The 19,806-nt window shown below is 31.5% G+C and carries 16 protein-coding genes; 9 read left to right on the top strand and 7 right to left on the bottom strand.

The window, feature by feature from the left end:
* Window positions 1-5: 5 nt before the first annotated feature.
* The 3 genes from H526_RS28630 to folP all read right to left on the bottom strand — a co-directional run bounded on the left by H526_RS28630 (window position 6) and on the right by folP (window position 2,486).
* The gene (locus tag H526_RS28630) at window positions 6-800 is read right to left on the bottom strand and encodes a DUF3667 domain-containing protein (protein ID WP_051336052.1); all 795 of its coding nucleotides are present in this window, start codon (window positions 798-800) and stop codon (window positions 6-8) included.
* Window positions 800-1,576 carry a diadenylate cyclase gene (locus H526_RS0107885; protein WP_027392503.1) on the bottom strand — a complete coding sequence of 259 codons (777 nt, stop codon included), beginning with the start codon at window positions 1,574-1,576 and terminating at the stop codon, window positions 800-802. Before H526_RS0107885 ends, H526_RS28630 begins: the two co-directional genes overlap by 1 nt.
* Before the next feature lie 79 nt (window positions 1,577-1,655).
* Entirely contained in the window at window positions 1,656-2,486 is an 831-nt protein-coding gene (gene folP, locus H526_RS0107880) for a dihydropteroate synthase (RefSeq protein WP_027392502.1), read from the bottom strand.
* A gap of 83 nt (window positions 2,487-2,569) precedes the next feature.
* Between folP and H526_RS0107875 the strand changes: the two genes are divergently transcribed.
* The 8 genes from H526_RS0107875 to H526_RS0107840 all read left to right on the top strand — a co-directional run bounded on the left by H526_RS0107875 (window position 2,570) and on the right by H526_RS0107840 (window position 10,783).
* Window positions 2,570-3,112, top strand: a complete 543-nt coding sequence (locus H526_RS0107875; protein WP_027392501.1) for a DUF1599 domain-containing protein — start codon at window positions 2,570-2,572, stop codon at window positions 3,110-3,112.
* A gap of 87 nt (window positions 3,113-3,199) precedes the next feature.
* Window positions 3,200-4,939: a BT_3928 family protein gene (locus H526_RS0107870; protein WP_245591192.1), complete on the top strand. Its 1,740-nt coding sequence runs from the start codon at window positions 3,200-3,202 to the stop codon at window positions 4,937-4,939.
* A 2-nt stretch (window positions 4,940-4,941) separates the two neighbouring features.
* The gene (locus tag H526_RS0107865) at window positions 4,942-6,012 is read left to right on the top strand and encodes an ABC transporter permease (RefSeq protein ID WP_027392499.1); all 1,071 of its coding nucleotides are present in this window, start codon (window positions 4,942-4,944) and stop codon (window positions 6,010-6,012) included.
* A 54-nt stretch (window positions 6,013-6,066) separates the two neighbouring features.
* The gene (gene tpiA, locus H526_RS0107860) at window positions 6,067-6,819 is read left to right on the top strand and encodes a triose-phosphate isomerase (RefSeq protein ID WP_027392498.1); all 753 of its coding nucleotides are present in this window, start codon (window positions 6,067-6,069) and stop codon (window positions 6,817-6,819) included.
* Between the two features lie 94 nt (window positions 6,820-6,913).
* Entirely contained in the window at window positions 6,914-7,753 is an 840-nt protein-coding gene (gene prmA, locus H526_RS0107855) for a 50S ribosomal protein L11 methyltransferase (RefSeq protein ID WP_027392497.1), read from the top strand.
* A gap of 57 nt (window positions 7,754-7,810) precedes the next feature.
* Window positions 7,811-8,086 carry an ATP-dependent Clp protease adaptor ClpS gene (locus tag H526_RS0107850; protein WP_027392496.1) on the top strand — a complete coding sequence of 92 codons (276 nt, stop codon included), beginning with the start codon at window positions 7,811-7,813 and terminating at the stop codon, window positions 8,084-8,086.
* A 609-nt stretch (window positions 8,087-8,695) separates the two neighbouring features.
* Entirely contained in the window at window positions 8,696-9,541 is an 846-nt protein-coding gene (locus H526_RS0107845) for a M57 family metalloprotease (RefSeq protein ID WP_027392495.1), read from the top strand.
* Window positions 9,542-9,910: 369 nt separating this feature from the next.
* On the top strand, window positions 9,911-10,783 hold the full coding sequence (locus H526_RS0107840; protein WP_027392494.1) for a M57 family metalloprotease: 873 nt from the start codon (window positions 9,911-9,913) through the stop codon (window positions 10,781-10,783).
* Window positions 10,784-10,863: 80 nt separating this feature from the next.
* Here the strand turns inward: H526_RS0107840 and H526_RS0107835 are convergent, their stop codons facing one another.
* The 3 genes from H526_RS0107835 to H526_RS0107825 form a co-directional block, all read right to left on the bottom strand.
* Entirely contained in the window at window positions 10,864-13,347 is a 2,484-nt protein-coding gene (locus H526_RS0107835) for a TonB-dependent receptor (protein WP_162144482.1), read from the bottom strand.
* 111 nt (window positions 13,348-13,458) lie between these two features.
* Window positions 13,459-14,370 carry a FecR family protein gene (locus H526_RS28625; protein WP_051336050.1) on the bottom strand — a complete coding sequence of 304 codons (912 nt, stop codon included), beginning with the start codon at window positions 14,368-14,370 and terminating at the stop codon, window positions 13,459-13,461.
* Between the two features lie 71 nt (window positions 14,371-14,441).
* Entirely contained in the window at window positions 14,442-14,951 is a 510-nt protein-coding gene (locus H526_RS0107825) for an RNA polymerase sigma factor (RefSeq protein ID WP_027392492.1), read from the bottom strand.
* A 269-nt stretch (window positions 14,952-15,220) separates the two neighbouring features.
* On the opposite strand from H526_RS0107825, the gene H526_RS0107820 reads away from it, so the two are divergent.
* Window positions 15,221-18,592 (top strand): T9SS type A sorting domain-containing protein, encoded by a 3,372-nt coding sequence (locus H526_RS0107820; RefSeq protein WP_027392491.1) that lies wholly within the window; start codon window positions 15,221-15,223, stop codon window positions 18,590-18,592.
* Between the two features lie 118 nt (window positions 18,593-18,710).
* Here the strand turns inward: H526_RS0107820 and H526_RS0107815 are convergent, their stop codons facing one another.
* On the bottom strand, window positions 18,711-19,325 hold the full coding sequence (locus H526_RS0107815; RefSeq protein WP_027392490.1) for a molybdopterin-dependent oxidoreductase: 615 nt from the start codon (window positions 19,323-19,325) through the stop codon (window positions 18,711-18,713).
* Window positions 19,326-19,806 lie beyond the last annotated feature (481 nt).

The raw sequence follows: 19,806 nt of genomic DNA, 5'->3' as shown, positions 1-19,806 counted from the left end.
ATTAATTAAATAGAAGATGTTGATTCACCGGTCATAACACCTGTTTTCATCATTACAATTGCTACGATTATGCTAAAAATCACAAATAAAACAGACATAATTATAATAAAAAACAAGGTCTTAATTAGCATTTTTTTTAGATTTATCTCATAAAGACTTTTAAGTACGTATGCAATATAAATAATGGAAACGGGGAACTGAACCCATAGAATTAAGTATATGTTTTTAACGGTTAGAAGTAGTGGTAAAGTAATAAAACTTATAACCATAGTAATATGTGAGTACGCATATAAGTAGATTACAAAATGTTCAGTAAGGTTATATTTTTTATAGTTTATAAATACCAGTCGCGATATCAAAGCTAGAATCGGTATGGTTAAAAATGAGATCACAGATTGATATTCAAACGAAAAATCAGAAGCTACTTTTGAGGCTTTAATTTGATTGGCATCTGTAAATACATTCGAGAAGATTACATCTTTATACTTACCGAGAATGAAACTATATAAACTTGATATAGTTAGAGAAATAGCAAAGTAACTAAAAACATTTACATATCTTTTTCTTAGACCATGAATGAATCCGTCAATTACAGTATTCGGTTGGGTGAATAGGTGTATAAATGTTCTTATAAATGAATTGTCAAGATTAAGAAATCGATCACTAAATTCTTGAGTTAAGTTTTTAAATGTGATGCGTTTCGTTATTTTTTTAGCACCACAATCAGGGCAAAAGGAATAGTGATCAATCTGAAAACCACAATTTTTACAATGATTTATATTAGTTGGATAGTTGCTCATTATTGTAAATCCCTTGTTATTTTTTCAATCAATTCTTCAGGAGTTTTAAAAATTACAAACTCTCCATTTTTAACATAAGATATTTGCCCCGTTTCTTCACTTACAATTAATGCTAGTGCATCTGTTTTTTCTGTTATACCTATAGCTGCCCGATGCCTTAATCCAAAACGTAAAGGAATGTTTCTGTCGTTAGTCACAGGGAGAATTACTCGTGTAGCAACAATTCTATTATCTTCTACAATCATAGCACCATCGTGTAATGGACTATTTTTATAAAAAATGCTTTCTATTATTGGTGTCTTTACTAAAATATCAAGTTCATCTCCTGATGTTTTTACAAAATCTAATGATGTATTCCTCTTAATTACTATTAATGCACCAGTGAATGTGTCTCCCATTTTCGTGCAAGCTTTAACAATAGCAGTAACATCCGTAAGACTATCTTCTGGAGTGTCCCTAATAAATTTTAGTTGTCTTAGAAATTTTCTTCGTCTTCCAAAATTTGTAGATCCAATCATTAATAAGAATTTTCTTATTTCTTGCTGAAAAACAACAATTAAAGCAAACATTCCCACCCCAATAAACTCTCCTAAGACACTACTTAGCATTTCCATGGCTAGAAACTGCGTAAGCTTCCAAACCAAGTAAATCATTACGATACCTATAAAAATGTTAATTGCTGCTGTTCCCTTAACCAACTTATAGATATAGTATAGCAAGAGTGCCACGAGTACGATATCTAGGACATCTAATATTCTAAGGTTGATTAAATCCAAATGCGGTCTTTTTGTAAAAATAGAAAAATTAGTGAAACTCTGATTTGAAAAGCTTGAAAAAGCATCGTTTTAAAAAACTTTAAGTCTGTACTTTATATTTGTTCATTAGTGTAATACATTCCATAGCTTCTTTTACATCGTGTACCCTTAAAATCGAAGCACCTTTTAGTAACGCAATAGTGTTTAAGGATGTTGTGCCATTTAAAGATTTAGATGGGTCAATTTTTAATGATTTGTAAATCATTGATTTTCTTGATACGCCTACTAGAATTGGTAATCCTTGAAGGTTGAATAAATCAAGTTTTTTTAGGAGCTCAAAGTTTTGGTCGATATTTTTTGCAAAACCAAAACCAGGGTCGATAATAATATCGTTAATTCCTTCTTTTCTGGCTTCGATTATTTTTTTAGAAAAATAAAGCTGCACGTCCTTAATCAGATTATCATATTGATTTAAAGATTTCATGGTTTGCGGTGTACCTTTCATATGCATCATAATATAAGGGACTTTGAGCTTACCGACAGTTTTAATCATCTCTTTGTCTAGACTACCAGCAGAGATATCATTGATAATTGATGCACCAGCTTCTATACATTGTTTTGCAATTTTACTTCTAAAGGTATCAATCGATAAAATAGTATTAGGAAACTTAGAGAGAAGTAATGTAATTATTGGTAAAATTCTATTCTCTTCTTCTTCGATCGAAATATGATCTGCACCTGGTCTAGATGAATATGCTCCAAGATCTATAAAGGTCGCTCCTTCTTGCAGCATTTTTTCGGTTTGATGTAAAATCTGTGATTCGTCTTTGTATTTTCCTCCATCATAAAAAGAATCTGGTGTTAGATTTAAAATACCCATCACTTTTGGAGTAGAGAGATCGATTAAAGAACCTTTGCAATTAATAGTCATAGAAGAGTTTATACTATATTTTTAATGTTTATTTGGTATAATTGCCATATTAAAGCGAAATTTACGCAAAATTCAACAGTAATATGCAAGATACGTCAACACAATATGACGCGGTAATTAAGAAATGTCGTGATCTCTTCATTAATAAAATGAAAGACTACGGTAGCGCTTGGAGAATTCTAAGATTACCATCCCTTACAGATCAAATTTTTATAAAGGCACAACGAATTAGAGGTTTACAGGAGAATGCTGTAAGAAAGGTAGATGAAGGAGAGGTTTCTGAATTTATTGGAATTATAAATTATAGCCTTATGGCTTTAATACAATTAGAAAATGGAATTGCAGAACAACCGGATTTGTCGACAGATACAGCTACAGAATTGTATGATAGACATATTGATATTACAAAAACATTAATGATGAATAAAAATCATGATTATGGGGAAGCTTGGCGTGATATGAGGGTTAGTTCATTGACTGATTTAATTATTCAAAAATTGTTACGAGTAAAACAAATCGAAGATAATAAAGGTAAAACATTGGTGAGTGAAGGAATCGATGCGAATTATCAAGATATGATTAACTACGCAGTTTTTGCGATGATCCATTTAGGTGAAGCGAAATAATGTAGGTTTTATAAAATACTGTTAAACTAAAAGTAACAAGATGTAAACCTATTATCTTGTTCAAAATAAATTATAATTACTATTCTAATGATGAAAATACTTGTTGGTTTTTCCAGAATATTTGTAGCAGCTCTTTTCTTATTTTCAGGCTTTATTAAACTTAATGATCCTTTAGGATTCTCCTATAAACTACAAGAATATTTTAGTGAAGGCGTATTAAATATGGAGTTCTTGATTCCAATTGCTTTACTTATGGCAGTATTCCTTTGTATTTTTGAGATAATAGTTGGAATTACGTTGCTTTTAGGGTATCTACCCAAGTTTACGGTATGGTCATTATTGGGTATGATTGTCTTTTTTACATTTCTCACCTTTTATTCGGCATACTTTAATAAAGTCACTGATTGCGGATGTTTTGGGGATGCGCTGCCATTAACTCCTTGGGAATCTTTTACTAAAGATGTGATTTTATTAGTGTTTATTTTAATATTATTCTTTGGAAGAAAATATATAACTCCTATTCTCCCGGAAGCTTCTCATAAATGGATTGTGTTTGTTTCTTTTACGGCCTGTTTAGCATTTTCGTATCACGTATTAATGCATTTGCCTTCATTCGATTTTAGAGCTTATAAAATAGGAACAAATATAGAAGAAGGAATGTCAGTTCCGGATGGGGCTCCAGAGGCAGAGTTTAAGTACTCTTGGAAGTTTGACGTAAATGGTAAAGAAGAAATTGTAACGACTAGTGGAGAATATCCACAAGTTGATGGCAAGTATATCGGTGTAGAAACAGAAATGATTAATGAAGGATACATACCACCTATTCATGATTTTGCCATTGAAAAAGATGGAGAAGATTATACCACAGAATTTTTAGAAAAAGAAAATGTTGTGCTTATTGTAATGTATAATTTATCAAAAAGTGAAGGAGAAGGAATGAACAAGATAAAAGGGCTTACTGATAAGGCTATGGCTCAAGGGTATGATGTAATAGGTCTTACAGCATCTTCTCCTCAAGAAGTTTCTCAGAAAAAACAACAGTATAATTTAAGTTTTGATTTTTATAGTACTGATGAAACTGCTCTTAAAACAATATTAAGATCAAATCCTGGAATAGTAAAACTAAATACGGGAACCATTACAGAAAAACTGCACTGGAATGATGCTGATCAGTTAATTTTGGAAAAAGTAGAACCGCCTAAACCTAGAATTAATGTACGATTAAAATCTCAGTTAGATAGTATCGCTAAACTAGACCAAAAGTTTAGAAAATTAATGCAAGCTAAGACAGTAGAGGAGCGAGATAGTATTGCTAAGTTAGTTGGAGCAACAGAAAAGGAAGTAACTACAGATCTATGGCAACAACAGAGTGCAATAGATTCTTCGAATACAGTGTTTATAGAACAAATCTTTAAAAAACATGGATACCCTGGTAAAAGTTTAGTGGGAGAACCGACCAATAAAACCGCTTGGTTTGTGATTCAGCATTCTAATAAAATAAATGAATACCTTCCATTGATTAAAAAAGCTGGAGAAGAAGATGAAATTCCTTTTAGGTTAGTAGCTATGATGGAAGACCGACATCTAATGAGCATTGGTGAAGAACAAGTATATGGTACCCAAGGAACAACATTGAATCATAATACGAATACACCAATCAAGATTATTTGGCCAATTAAAGATGTCGAAAATGTTAATCAACGCCGAAAAGATGCGGGATATAATACTACAATAGAGGAATATGCTAAAAGATTATATGGAGATACTTTTAAATATAAAGTCTATACATTAGAAGAGGTCGAAAAGTTGAAAGAAAAGACAAATTAGTAATGACTAAATACTTCTATAAATTTGGGTATGCATTACTTACTTTATTAGGAGTAATTACTGTTATATTTCTTCTGTTTACTATTCTTCCTGGAGATCCGGCGCAAATGATGATGGGACAGAATGAAAATAAAGAACAATTAGACATTATTAATAAAAAATATGGCTTTGATCTTCCTTTAAGTACGCAATATAGATATTATCTTAATGATCTTTCGCCAGTTTCATTTCATAGTATAGAAGAAAATGACTTTTCATTTTTTGACACCGAAAAATATACAGGCCTTTCATTATTTACAATTGGTAAAACAAAAACAGTTCTTAAGTACCCATATTTAAGAGAGTCCTTTCAGAAGAACGGTAAAAAAGTAAGTCAGGTGATTAAAGAAACCTTACCAAATACAGCAGTACTTGCTGTGTCTGCTATTTTAATAGCTATATTTCTAGGGATTTCTATGGGTATCGTTAGTGCATTAACTAAGGATCAATGGGCAGATCGATTAATTCAATTGATAAGTACTATTGGTATGAGTGTCCCTTCTTTCTTTAGTGCTATTATTTTTGCTTGGTTGTTTGGTTATGTCTTACACGAGTATACCAACCTTAATATGACAGGAAGTTTATATGAAGTAGATGATTTTGGAGAAGGAACTTATATTCAATGGAAAAATTTAATATTGCCTGCAATAGTTTTGGGAGTACGACCATTAGCAGTAGTAACTCAATTAATGAGAAATTCATTATTAGAAGTGATGAGTCAGGATTATATACGTACAGCTAAGGCAAAAGGCTTATCACTGTTTCAGGTAATTAAAAGACATGCATTAAAAAATGCGTTAAATCCTGTAGTGACGGCTATTTCTGGTTGGTTTGCATCCATGTTAGCAGGAGCCGTTTTCGTAGAATATATTTTTGGTTGGAACGGTCTTGGTAAAGAAATAGTAGATGCATTAAATACATCAGACCTTCCTATTATTATGGGAGCTGTAATCGTAATCTCCTCTGTATTTATCTTAATCAATATATTTGTAGATCTTATATACAGGTGGCTAGACCCTAGAATAAGGGTGTAAGTATCTTTTTTAGAATTGTAACCAAATAAAAACCACACACATAAATTAAAATTAATGAGAACAAAAATTGTAGCAGGAAACTGGAAAATGAATAAAAATCTTGCGGAGACAGGAGTTTTACTTTCAGAATTAAAGGCAAAATTTGAAGATTCACCAGAAGCTAAAATAATCGTAGCTCCAACCTTTACAAATCTTTATTATGCTTTCGAAGAACTTAAAGAAGTTGATATCGATGTAGCAGCACAAAATATGCATCAAGAAGAAAGTGGCGCATTTACAGGAGAGATTTCTGCGGATATGTTAAAAAGTGTAGGTGTAGAAACAGTTATACTTGGTCATAGTGAGCGTAGAGCTTATTTTGGGGAAACAGATGAGTTGTTAGAAGAGAAAGTAAATACAGCTTTGAAGCATAAAATGACTATTATCTTTTGTTTTGGAGAAGAACTAGAAGATCGTAAAAGCGGAAACCATTTTAATGTAGTAGAAGGGCAATTAAAAAATGCTTTATTTGAATTAGATAATGATGCTTGGAAGCATATTGTTTTAGCATATGAGCCAGTTTGGGCGATAGGAACAGGAGAAACTGCAAGTCCTGAACAAGCTCAAGAAATGCATGCTTTTATACGTAAAACTATAGGAGACGCCTTTAATGCAGAAATTGCAGAAAATGTTTCTATATTGTATGGAGGAAGTGTAAAACCTACAAATGCTAAAGAGATTTTTGCAAAACCAGATGTAGATGGAGGACTAATAGGAGGAGCTTCATTAGACCCTGATAGTTTTGCAGCTATCGCTAATTCATTTTAAATTATATTTTTGAAAATAAATAAGAGGTATTCGTAGGTGCGAATACCTTTTTTGTTAGTCAAAGTATTAACTTTGCTGCCTAATTTAAATAAAGATGACTAAACCTATATACATAGGCTATTATTTTAATATTTCACCATTGCAGCCCGCTACAGAAATTCTGATAGCAGAATTAGGGAATGCTGGTTTTGAGAGTTTTGTTGAAACAGAAAAGGGGTTAGAGGCCTTTATCCAAAAGGAGGAATGGAAAGAGAGTATTTTAGATGACATTTATATACTAAGCTCCGATGAATTCGAAATTACTTTTTCTACTAAAGAAATAGAACAGGTAAATTGGAACAAGGAGTGGGAGAAGAATTTCACTCCAATCGTAGTCGATGATACTTGTGGTGTAAGAGCACCTTTTCATGAAAAGCCAGAATTACAATATGATATCGTGATAGAACCGAAAATGTCCTTTGGAACAGGTCATCATGAGACAACTCATATGATGATTCAGCACTTACTTAAACAAGATTTACAAGATAAAAAGGTTTTAGATATGGGATGTGGAACTGGTGTTTTGGCAATTTTAGCAGAGATGAAAGGAGCACAACCTATAGATGCAATCGATATTGATAATTGGTGTTATTTAAATACAATTGAAAACGTAGAGCGAAATAATTGTAAACATATTACCGCTTATGAAGGAGATGCTGCGTTATTACTGGGTAAAAAGTATGATGTAGTGATAGCTAATATTAATAGAAATATATTGTTGAAAGATATTTCTACCTATGCCAATACCTTGCGCACAGATGGTGTTCTTTTGTTAAGTGGTTTTTATCAAGAAGATTTAGAACTAATTACGAAGCAATGCAAAGACAATGATTTGGAGTTTGTTGAGTATTTTGATAGAAATAATTGGATAGCAGTTGGTTACAGGTTAAAATAATGTGAGAGACGATAATTTTTTCTTTTCGAAATAGTATATTTGTATAAAATTAATGAGATGAGCACTCAAGAAAAGGTTTTAGAAGAAGTTTTAGAAAAAACAGTAGAACAAAATAATAATGAAATTGTTTTATATAATGATGATGTCAATACGTTTGATCATGTCATTGAAACATTAATATATACATGCGAACACACACCAGTTCAAGCAGAACAATGTGCAATGTTAGTTCATTATAAAGGAAAATGTACGGTAAAGACAGGAGTTTACGAAGAATTAGTGCCTAGATGTTCCAAGTTACTTCAAGCTGGATTAAGTGCCGAAATCGTATAGAAAAGTATATTCATAGGAATAATTGTTCAATAACATTGTTTATTGAACTTTTTTTTGCCCAAAAATTACAATATATATCATGATGATACTAAGTTATTGAGGTTCCATATTTGCCTATTTCTTTAGAAGAATGAAGTTTTATAAGATTAGACCACATATTTTTTTTGAAAAACAAGTGCTAAAGCCGATATTAATTTTTTTTTAACACTTTTTAGTTAAAAATTTATAATATGAAAGAAAAAGACTACATTTTTTATGAAAAATAAAATACTTATGAATTCTATAACATCTCTTACATTATCATAATTTTTTGCTTAATCGCTAAGTTGAGTGCTAATTTTAAATATGCATTTAATCGGTTTTATTGTGTAATTTAAGGATGTGTATTTGTTATTAATTACACTGCTTTATTGAATTAAATATATGTATTTGCCTTATTATTAGAGGATTATTTAAATATTTAACTGATATTTCAAAAAAATTATCATATCTTCAACCCGCTTAAAATTTAAAAAGGTTCAAAGCTTTACTAAATTAAATGCAGGCAAAATAAATTTTGTTGAAGATTTATTTTGTTAATAGTAACTACACAAACTCAACTTTTTAAAAATGAAGAAAATCAAAGTATTAGCGCTTTGCGCTATCGCGGCTGGTGTAATCACATCTTGCCAAAAAGACGAAATTAACAACGAAACACAACCTGAAACTGCAGCATTGACAAAAGCCCATTTGGATGCACTTGCTGATGCTGGACTTAATATTGCGGATGCCGAGTATTTTACAATGGAAGGTCTTCCAGGAGACCCAGCTGTACAAGGTGTTAAAGCTTCTGATGTTTTTATTCCATTAACAGAATTAACTTCTGGTATGCACGCATTAGGTAATGCAGAAGACGGAGTTAATAAGCAATACAGAACTAACAATTTGGTTACTGGTTCCAATCGTAGCTTTAGAGTTGTTGGATATACAGGATCTTGTTGTGCGTTAACGAGCAAAATGAGAACTGCTTTACAATGGGCTGTTAATAATTATAATAGATTAAATACATCTCTTAACTTATCTCTTGTTTTCCAAAGTAACTTTAATAACACCGATATGGTTGTTTATAATAATGGCCGTAGTGGTGGAGGTGGATCTGCTGGATTCCCATCTGGTGGACAAGCATTTAAAAGAGTTCAGATTAATGCTGGTACGGATTCTTTTAGTACAAATGTAGTAGAGCACGTAATGACTCACGAAATCGGTCACTCTGTTGGATTCCGTCACCAAGATTGGAGAACTCGTCAGAGTTGTGGACAAAATACTAATGAAGGAACTGCTGGAGTTGGAGCAATCTTAATTAACGGTACTCCAAGTTCTGATAGAGCGGATTCTATAATGTTAGCTTGTTTTAGTTCTGGAGAAGACGGAGAATTCACAAGTACAGATATTACTGCTTTAAACGCTTTATACTAAAACTAAGTATACAGTATAAAATATATAAGATAAAGGCTTTGAATCTTTTTATAAGACCATCTTGATAAAATTTCAAGATGGTTTTTTTATGAAGGATATTGAAAATAAGATTGTTATAGATTTGTTTTCTTAAATTATGGAATTGGTATTTTCATGCCTTTTTAAGGTTTTTTAATAAATTTATTTTACAGTTTCCCCGTATTTTCAATAAATTATTCAAGGTTTTTGTTGTTTCATTGAAATAAATGTATAACTTGCAGGCTGCAAAAATTTTTAAAAAAGTTCAAAGCTTTCACAAAAATATTTTGCTTACAGAATAGATTTTAAAACGGATCTATTCTGTAATAATACACAAACTCAACAATTTAAATGAAAAAATTAAAATTTTTAGCGCTTTGCGCTATGGCTGCGGGTGTGGTTACATCTTGCCAAAAAGACGAAATCACAAATGATGAACAACCAGTTTCATTAGAATTAAGTAAAGATTTACAAGATAAAATATGGGCTACAGGAGTTAATCCTGGTAATGCTACTATTGAAAAGATTACTCTTCTTAATGGAATAGAAGAGGAATACGTTCTTTCTGGAGATATTATGATGAAACTTTCTGAGATTGAGAAAGGAAGTTATGATTTAGAAGATTCAGAAGATGGTGTTAATAAGCAATACAGAACGAATAATCTAGTTTCTTCTGCTAATAGAACTATTGATATTTTAGGATATACAGGATCTGGTAATGCATTAACGAGTAATATGCAGACAGGTTTACAATGGGCTGTTAATAACTATAACAGAATTAGTACTACTTTAAACTTTAGATTAACTTTTGGGACTAATTTTGAAGCTGCTGATATGGTTGTTTATAACAATAATGGTAGCGGAGCTGGTGGTCAAGCAGAATTTCCAGAAGGAGGAAGACCAGGAAAGTTTATCCAAATCTTAAATGGAACTGGAACTTTCGGTGGAAGTAACGTAAATAATGTTAATGAGCATGTAATCGGACACGAAATAGGTCACGCTCTAGGTTTTAGACATACTGATTATGCTCGTAGAAGATGTGATAACAGTAACGAAGGAACTGCTGGTAGTATCGGAGCAATTAATATTCCTGGTACACCTACTGCAAATCAGTGGGGTCAGAACGGTTTAGATTCAGGTTCTTTAATGATCTCTTGTTTTGATGGTAGTGAAGATGGAGAATTTAGTAGCTTTGACATCGTAGCTTTAGAATATTTATACTAATAATAAATTATAGTATAAAATAAAGCTTTGAACTTTTTATAGACCATTCCAAACTTGTTGTTTGGGATGGTTTTTTTGTTTTAAAAATCTATTCTAAAAGATATATTAGGTGTAATTCCGGCAGAAAAGGTGTTTACTTCTTGCAGTAAATAAGTGTTATTATCAAATCTAACACTATATGTTCGATTTAAAGTATTCTCTCTATCATAAAGATTAAATAACGATAAACCAATTTTGCTTTGCAAAGCATCATCTTTTGATAAATTAAATTTATAAGAAGCAGAAAAATCTAGACGATGGTAAGTATCTAATCGATCACTATTAACTTCTCCATAGTCAATAAGAATAAATTCATTAGTTTCTACAATACCTAAAGCAGGAGTATAAGGTCGACCTGTTCTTGCAGTCCATCCTAATGAAAATTCGAAATTATTCCATTGATAGCTGTGTATCCAAGATAAGTAGTGTTTAATGTCAAAATTACCTCGAAAATATTGGTTGTCATTTACATTTTCAAATCTGAAATCTTGATCTGTATATGAATATCCAACCCAAGTTCTATAATTTTTTATTCTTTTTTTGATTAATACGTCTATTCCAAAAACCTTACTTGATCCTGTTTCTAAGTCTAGAACCCCATTAAAACCATTAGCAAATGAAGTAAGTCCGCTAGTTGATTTATGATATCCTTCAATATCAATATACCAGTCGTTTTTGTTAATAGTAAATCCAGTAGATATTTGATCACTACTAAGCATGGATACAAACTCTGAATCCGCCAATAACCATATTTGATTATCTAGGTTAAAATCATTTGGTAAATAATTAGATATTTGGCTAATTACTTGATTCTTTCTTTCGGCAGCCAATTTTGTTATGATATTTTTTGATAGGTTCACCTCTAAGTTTATTCGAGGTTCCCAGTATGTTTTATTAAGAACAGAGAAATAATTACCTCTAACTCCCGCGCTTATTTTAAGTTTCTCATTAGCATTAAATTTATATTCTCCAAATATGGCGTGGGTAATATTACTATTACTTTCATCAAAAGAAAAATTGTCAAAAGAATAGTCAGCATTATATGCTACATCATTGGTTGAAAAATCATAGCCAGAAGCAAAATTGTGTTTAGTATTTATTGTCCAATTAGTATGAATAGAGGCGCCAGAGTCTCTAATTGTATTCTCTTCTATTATATTATTATCAAAGAACAGAAACCCATCACTACTTGCTCTAGATTCTCTTAATCCGTTATAGTTAAAATCATAATTAGAAAAATAAATATTAGTTGAATGAGAGAAACTATTGTTCCATTTTTTTTCCCATTTTATATTAGCTCCTTGATTTACAAATTCTAAATTGTCTTTTTGGATTTCATCGAATGGTTCACTAAATCCTTGAATGTTTTTAATATTAAGGGTGTAGTTGAGGTTATTATTAGTGAAAATAGAACTAATTATTAATTTTTCATTTTTGTCAATATCAAAAATTCCTTTTACAGTAAGATCAGTAAAATAAAATACATTTTTATTTTCTACAGTTTCTTGATCTAATTTTTGATTGTCTACAAAAAATCTAATACTTTGAAAAGCTCTATCAGAATAGCTGCGAAAAGTTGGTGTTTCTATAAAATCAGTAAATGCTCTTCTAGCCGATATGATAACTCCAAACCCTTCATCAACAGGAGCTTCGAGATAAGCGTCAATATTAGTCATGTTAAAACCAAAACCGAAGCCTAACTCTTTAGGTAGTTTGTTTTTAGATTCGATATCTACAACTCCAGAAATTCTATTTCCATATTTAGCTTCAGTACTGCTTCTATAAAGTTTAATATTTTCGGTTATGTATGGATTGAAAATGGATAATAAATCAAAAAAATGACCTGAACTATACATTTTTATTCCATCCCATAAGATTAAATTATGATCAGGGGTTCCACCTCTAATATGTAATCCAGAAGCGGTTTCGGTAGGGCTTTGAATTCCAGGAAGAAACTGAAGTGTTTGTAATACATCGGGTTCTACTAGTCTGGGTAAAATACCTAGTTTACTGGGATCTATATTTACTGCACTACTAGCTCCTTGTCTTGATATTCCAGAAGTCATATACTCCGTAATTACTACTTCGCCTAATTGGAAATCATCTTCGGATAGTAGTATTTTAATACAATCACTATTTTCTAATTCTTTGGCAATGAATTGTCTTTTTTTGTAGCCTAAAAACTGAATGTTAATAGTGTCATTAGGGCTTGATAAGAATAATTGAAAATAACCTTTATGATTTGATGTTGTAGATTTGGCTTGGCTTTTATTATTAATAAAAGCTTCTGGTAGCGGTTCTTTTGTTAAATTGTCTAATAAATACCCGCAAATTGAAATTTTTCCTTTTTGATTCTTTTTTCTTATTACATAATACCTGTCATTGATTTTTTCAAAAAGAATAGAGGTTTGAGATTCAATCTCTTTAAGAACTTCTTCTAGAGATGTTATTTCAGAAATATTGATTGATTCGTTTTTTACTATTTCAGGATTAAAGGAGAATTTAATTTCATTAGATTTTTCCAAGATTTTTAAAAACTCTTGTAGTGATATATTTTCATATCTTTTGTTGACCGTAGTTTGAGAAAAACAGTTAATATATATAAGTACAAAAAAAGATAAAAAAAAAGATTTCATTTATTCCTTAACGAGAACTATGTGGTTTTCGTTGTTAAAAGTATATGAAATTTCCATAGGAACAAAGATTGTTTTTAAAGCTAGCTCAATATCATTGTGATTGTAGCTACCTGTAAAACGCTTATCTTGATTAATGCTTTTCTTGTCAAAAGAAATTTTAAACTGATTTTCTAAAGATTGTATTACTTGTTTTAGGGGAGTGTTTATGAACGTAGTTTCTCCAGACATCCAGCTAGGCTCTGTTATTTCAGTTTCCCAATTTTCAACTATGTTATCCGAAACTCTAAAGGCTTTTCCTTTGGTAAGAATGACTTCTTTAGTAGTATTATGCCCTATAGCTTTTACCTTACCTTCAGAACATATTACCTCAAAATAATCTTTTTGTGCATTAACATTAAATTGCGTCCCTAATACTCTAACCTCTCCGGATTCAGTTTCTACAACAAAATTAGATCCTTTTTTAACTTTAAAAAAAGCTTCTCCTGCCAGAGTAACTTTTCTTTGGTTTTCCCAATCTGATTTTTTGAATTTTAATTCCGATTTCGAATTTAAAACTACTTCAGATCCATCTAAAAGCTCAATGGTGATTTGTTCTCCGTAATCCGTAGCATGAGTAGTAGTGTTGTCAAAGAAAAAAAACAGTCCAATAAGAGCTAACAAGGCAGCAGCAGCACCATAAGTCCATCTAGTAATAAAAGTTCTTACTTTTGGTTTTTCTTGTAATTCATTTTTAATAGTGTTAAAAACTTCTTTCTTGTTGTAGTTAGGAGATTGTAATTTATCTATTTTATCAATAATAGTGATGTATTTTTGATAATCTTTTGATTTTTCAAATTCCGCTTTCTCCTTATCATTTAGATCGTTATTTAACCACCTTGCTAAAAATGTCTCGTCTGAATATGGATTTTTCATTAATTTTTCTTCTACTTCGTTTAGGCTTCCTTAATTATTAACAGGCTTATACTATATTACCCTACAAATGATTACAAAATATCTCCTAATTTTTGCCTTAAGCTTAATAAAGCATAATGTATTCGCTTTTCTATAGCTTTAACGGAAACTCCTGTAATTTCGGCAATTTCTTTATATGATTTTTTATCAATTCGTGATAATAAAAATGTTTCTCTTTGTTTTTTGGGGAGACTATTTATTGCATCATTAAGTTTAATCATAAATTCTTTCTCTTCAATAATAAACTGAGGATCTTGATTGTTAAGATCTGAATGAGGTCTTTGTTCGTATCTTAACACAACCTTTTTATGAGCTATATGATTTAATAAGTTGTTATTTGCTACTGTGTATAAATAAGATTTAGCTTTGAAAAAAACTACTTTTTTACAGTTCTTCCATAACTTTATAAATGCATCTTGTATTATGTCTTCTGCTAAATCAATATCTCCACATTTATAATAAATAATATTCCGCAGTGACTCAGAACAATCATCAAAGATTGATTCAAAATTTTTTTCATCACAAACAGATTTCTTTTCCATATATTTTTCGAAGATATTTATTTTATTGATATATCAAAACAGAATATAGTTTACTCTCTAAAAAATAGTACTCTATCTTTTAAGAAACACATTTTATGACTTTTAATTTTATGTATTAATGAGAAAATTATGATATTTTAAGTTTGACATTATATTTAATGGAGTATGAGCGTGTTTTCAGTTTGTGATTTTTAAAGGAATTATTGCCAATAAGAAGTAGGGTTTTTATTTTTTTACTTGTTTATTTAAAATAAACTTATACTCAACTAATGAAAAAATATATTACTCTTTTAATCACACTCGTTTTTTTCTCTTATGGATACTCACAGTTTAATTCTGATGCGCCATGGATGAAAAACCTTAATACTAAGAAAAATTCTTCTGAATTAAATGAACCTTTAAAGTTTCAGGAAATTGTTGAAGCATTTAATCAATATTGGAAAGATAAAGATCAAACCAAAAAAGGTTCTGGTTATAAACCATTTAAGCGATGGGAGAATTATTGGAAGCATCTTGTTAAAAACGATGGGACTTTACCTACTCCAGAAGAAATGTTAGAAGTTTTTTATCAAAAACAAGAATTAAAAAACAGTAGAGTAGATGTTAGTAATTGGCAATCATTAGGTCCTTATATTCATACAAATACTGGATCTTGGTCATCTGGTCAAGGACGTGTAAATGTTATTGCAGTCGACCCGAATACACCAACAACTTATTATATTGGAGCTCCAGCAGGAGGTATATGGAGATCTACTGATTCTGGAGCTACTTGGACTCCTCTTTCAGATAATTTATTGCAGATAGGGGTTTCAGCAATAGCAATTGATCCTCGTGATTCTAATGTTATCTATATTGGAACTGGTGATGATGATGCTGGGGATACATATAGTTTAGGTGTTCTTAAGTCAGTCGATGGAGGACAAACCTGGAATTCAACTGGACTTTCTTTTTCTGATACTAGATCGTCAATTAACGAAGTATATATTGATCCAGTTGATAACGATAAGATATTTGTTTCTTCTAACAAAGGATTTTATAAATCTACTGATAAAGGTGTTTCTTTTACTCGAACGCTTAATCAAGATTTGGATGATACTAAACTAAAACCTGGAAATTCTAATATTATTTATGCAGCGACAAGAAACCAGGTGTATAAGTCTAGCAATAATGGTGATTCTTTTACTTTAGCTTCGAGTGGCCTGCCTTCTTCTGGAGGAAGAATAGTATTAGCAGTTACCTCTGATGCTTCTGATAATTTATATGTGTTGAGCGCAGATACTAATTTTGCTTTCCAAGGGGTGTATAGGTCTCAAGATTCTGCTAATAATTTTACTAGACTTGATGATGGGACAGAAGATTTATTTGGAGGATCAACGCAAGCGTGGTATGACCTGGCTTTTGAAGTTTCGGACAATAATAAAAATGATATGTATATAGGCGTGTTAGATGTCTATAAGTCTACTGATGAGGGAGCTAGCTTTTCTCAATGGAATAGTTGGAGTGCTCCTGGAACGGCTACTTATACACATGCTGATATACATATGATCAGAGATATTAACGGTATTATGTTTTTTGGTACTGATGGCGGAATATATAGATCCACTAATGGTACTTCTACAGAAGATCTAACAGAAGGTTTGGCTATTGGTCAATTTTATCGTATTGCGGTTTCTCCACAAACATCAAGTAATATGGTTGGTGGTTTGCAGGATAATGGGGGATATGCTTATAGTGATAACAATTGGAAGAATTATTATGGAGCAGACGGTATGGATACCGCTATTGATCCGAATAACCCCAATAAGTATTATGGGTTTATTCAGAATGGAGGAGGTTTATATTTTTCTAATGACGCAGGAGCAACATTGGGAGGTTCTATTGGAGCTCCTGCTTCCGAGAACGGAAACTGGATCACTCCGCTGAAAATGAGTAAAGAAGGAGAATTGTATGCAGGGTATGGAAGCTTGTATCGATTAGAGGGAGGTAGTTTTAATAAAATTTCTCAATCATTTTCGTCTTCTTTGGATGGAATAGAGATTGATCCATTAGATAATGATATCATTTATACTTTTGTTGGAGGAGAACTTTATAAAAGTGAAGATCGCGGTGTTAATTTTACTAACATAGAAACATTTACTGGTAGTTTTATTACAAGTGTCGCTGTAAATAGCACAAATAATGATATTGTATATTTAACAACTTCAAATAGCGTATTTAAGTCGGTAAATGGTGGAGTTGATTTTGAGAATATATCTTTTAATCTTCCTAGTGATGCTAAATTGATAGTAAAGCATCAAGCTTTTCATCCTAATAATCCAATTTATTTAGGAACAAGTTTAGGAGTTTATAGGCTTGACGATACTGCTAATACTTGGGAGGCATTTCTTAATAATCTTCCCAATGTTGCTGTAAGAGACTTAGAAATTAATGAGAATGATGGAAATATTACTGCTGCGACATATGGAAGAGGAGTATGGCGTTCTAATATTCCAGTTGTTTCTGTAGCAAGTGACCTGCAATTAGAATCTGTTACTGTAGATAATAATAGTCAAATTGTATGTGATAGTGTTTCTCCAAAGATTATTGTAAAAAATAATGGTACGGATGTAGTAACTTCTTTTAATATTCAATTTGTAATAGATGAAGGAAACCCAATAAGTCAATCTTGGACAGGGAATTTAAATTCTGGAAGCACAACGGAAGTAGAGTTTTCAGAAACTGATATCACAGGCTTAGGTGAACATAAGCTTAGTTTTGAAGTTTTGTTATCAGGAGATGTATTTCAAGTAAATAATACCGGTTCGTTATCCATTAGTAAAAATGATAGTGATACAGTAGGTATTAACGAGTTCGAATCGAACAATGATGATTTATTAATTTTAGGGGCATTATGGGAACGAGGAATTCCGACAGGAACATTGCTTAATGACGCGGCATCAGGTCAAAATGTGTATGGTACAAATCTAGCAGGTAATTATGTAGATAGTTCAGTTAGTTATTTGATTTCCAATTGTTATGATTTAAGTTTGATTGAATCTCCGATACTAAAATTTAATATGGCATTTGATATTGAGCTAGATTGGGATTTTGTTAATGTAGAGTATTCTCTTAATGGAGGAGGAAGCTGGAGTATACTCGGTTCGGCAAGTGATGCTAATTGGTATAATAGTAATACTTTACCGAATAATGTAAATTGTAATAACTGTCCTGGAGCTCAATGGACGGGAACTGATAGTGTATTGAAGGAGTATAGTTATGATCTGACTAGTTTTACAAATGAAGAGAGTTTTATCTTTAGATTTAATTTTGTATCCGATCAAGCCGTAAACAGGGAAGGAGTAATAATTGATGATCTTAGTATTGAAGGTAACCTTCTTAGTATTGATGATTTTGAGAATGCTCCCGTGTTAAGTCTTTTTCCAAACCCTTCTAGTGATGTGTTTAATATCCAATGGAGAAATGCTAATAACGTATCATATACGGTTACAGATTTAGCTGGGAAATTAATTGTTTCTAGAAATACGGTTAGTTCTTCTGAAAATGTTGCACAAATTAATTTATCTAGTTTTGCTAAAGGAATGTATTTCCTAAATGTAAATTTAGATGGAGTAGAAGAAACTATGAAGCTTATTAAGAACTAAATATATTAATTATTTAGAAATAAAATTTCTAAAGGCGTTGTAATTTACGAAGGCTACCGGATTTTATTATTTGGTAGCCTTTTTCTTTTGAGCTATTTCTATAGGCTGTTTAATAAAGTCATTCTTTTTTAAAAAGAATGAAATACTGGCAGTCAGGCATATTATTAGTACCAAAAGCTCGTATAAAAAGTCCGTATAAAAAAGCAGCTTCATTACTGGATCTGCCAGAAGTATAGAACACAGCTTCATTAGGGTCATTTAATTCGTGTAGTTGTTCTGCAATTAAGTTAAATGCTTTGTCCCAACTTATAGGTTGATAATGGATGCTGTCTGGGTATAAAACCATTGGTTCTGTAATTCGTCCACTCTTTCCGATTTGATAATCTGTCCATTGCGAAATTTCTTCTACAGAATACTTTGAAAAAAAATTGGCATCAACCTTTTTATTGGTAGCTTCTTCGGCTAATGCTTTTGCGCCATTTTCACAATATTCGCCTACTTTAGAAGGTTTTTCTGGATCCGGCCAGGCACAACCTGGACAATCAAAACCTTCTTTTTGATTCATTTGAGCGAGTCCTGTGAAAGATTTCACTATTCCCATTTCTTTAAAAGCGTGCTTGAGCGCTACTGTAACTGCTTTGGTACCTGCAGCATATGTCGAAGGTTCCTTTAATATTAACTTAGAAAATGCTGTTGATCCAGTTACGGAAATGTCTCTTTTAGAATGACTCATCTAGATTAAAGAAGAAATTAATAAAATTTAATATACAATTATTGATGTAATAAATACAATAGTTCTTGAAAATAAATATTACTAGGAAATGTGTTTACTGAAGTAAGCTTGTAGTTTAAAAGATGAATTAGGCTATGTATGTAATAGTAATGTTCTGGGATGTAGTTTTTTGCTTTCTCAAGTTTTCTAAAGGTAAAAAAGCCTGCAAAAAAATGCAGACCTTTTATCGATGCTCCCCAGGCATCTAGAGTTCAAACTTTTCGATGTACGAATTGTTTGAAATTGAAAAATCGAATTTTATAAATTACTGTCTTGAAAAAAATGAAGTCAATTTTATTTTCTTGTTAAAGTACGAAGTGCGCAACCGTGGTCTTGAGTATGACCGCATTCGCCTGCGTAGTATGTATAGATCATGTTTCCGCCGATGATTTGTTTAAACTCAAGCTTAGAAATGACTTCTTTGTTTAGTTTTAGTTTTTGC

Source organism: Aquimarina latercula DSM 2041, assembly GCF_000430645.1.
Lineage (GTDB): Bacteria > Bacteroidota > Bacteroidia > Flavobacteriales > Flavobacteriaceae > Aquimarina > Aquimarina latercula.
The sequence above is the reverse complement of the archived record's forward strand: the minus strand, read 5'-3'. Positions and strand labels throughout refer to the sequence as shown.

What these genes read in the sequence shown, in the direction of transcription:
- H526_RS28630 (WP_051336052.1), bottom strand. Translation starts at nt 800, where the DNA reads ATGAGCAACTATCCAACTAATATAAATCATTGTAAAAATTGTGGTTTT.
- folP (WP_027392502.1), bottom strand. Translation starts at nt 2,486, where the DNA reads ATGACTATTAATTGCAAAGGTTCTTTAATCGATCTCTCTACTCCAAAA.
- H526_RS0107875 (WP_027392501.1), top strand. Translation starts at nt 2,570, where the DNA reads ATGCAAGATACGTCAACACAATATGACGCGGTAATTAAGAAATGTCGT.
- H526_RS0107870 (WP_245591192.1), top strand. Translation starts at nt 3,200, where the DNA reads ATGATGAAAATACTTGTTGGTTTTTCCAGAATATTTGTAGCAGCTCTT.
- H526_RS0107865 (WP_027392499.1), top strand. Translation starts at nt 4,942, where the DNA reads ATGACTAAATACTTCTATAAATTTGGGTATGCATTACTTACTTTATTA.
- tpiA (WP_027392498.1), top strand. Translation starts at nt 6,067, where the DNA reads ATGAGAACAAAAATTGTAGCAGGAAACTGGAAAATGAATAAAAATCTT.
- prmA (WP_027392497.1), top strand. Translation starts at nt 6,914, where the DNA reads ATGACTAAACCTATATACATAGGCTATTATTTTAATATTTCACCATTG.
- H526_RS0107850 (WP_027392496.1), top strand. Translation starts at nt 7,811, where the DNA reads ATGAGCACTCAAGAAAAGGTTTTAGAAGAAGTTTTAGAAAAAACAGTA.
- H526_RS0107845 (WP_027392495.1), top strand. Translation starts at nt 8,696, where the DNA reads ATGAAGAAAATCAAAGTATTAGCGCTTTGCGCTATCGCGGCTGGTGTA.
- H526_RS0107840 (WP_027392494.1), top strand. Translation starts at nt 9,911, where the DNA reads ATGAAAAAATTAAAATTTTTAGCGCTTTGCGCTATGGCTGCGGGTGTG.
- H526_RS28625 (WP_051336050.1), bottom strand. Translation starts at nt 14,370, where the DNA reads ATGAAAAATCCATATTCAGACGAGACATTTTTAGCAAGGTGGTTAAAT.
- H526_RS0107825 (WP_027392492.1), bottom strand. Translation starts at nt 14,951, where the DNA reads ATGGAAAAGAAATCTGTTTGTGATGAAAAAAATTTTGAATCAATCTTT.
- H526_RS0107820 (WP_027392491.1), top strand. Translation starts at nt 15,221, where the DNA reads ATGAAAAAATATATTACTCTTTTAATCACACTCGTTTTTTTCTCTTAT.
- H526_RS0107815 (WP_027392490.1), bottom strand. Translation starts at nt 19,325, where the DNA reads ATGAGTCATTCTAAAAGAGACATTTCCGTAACTGGATCAACAGCATTT.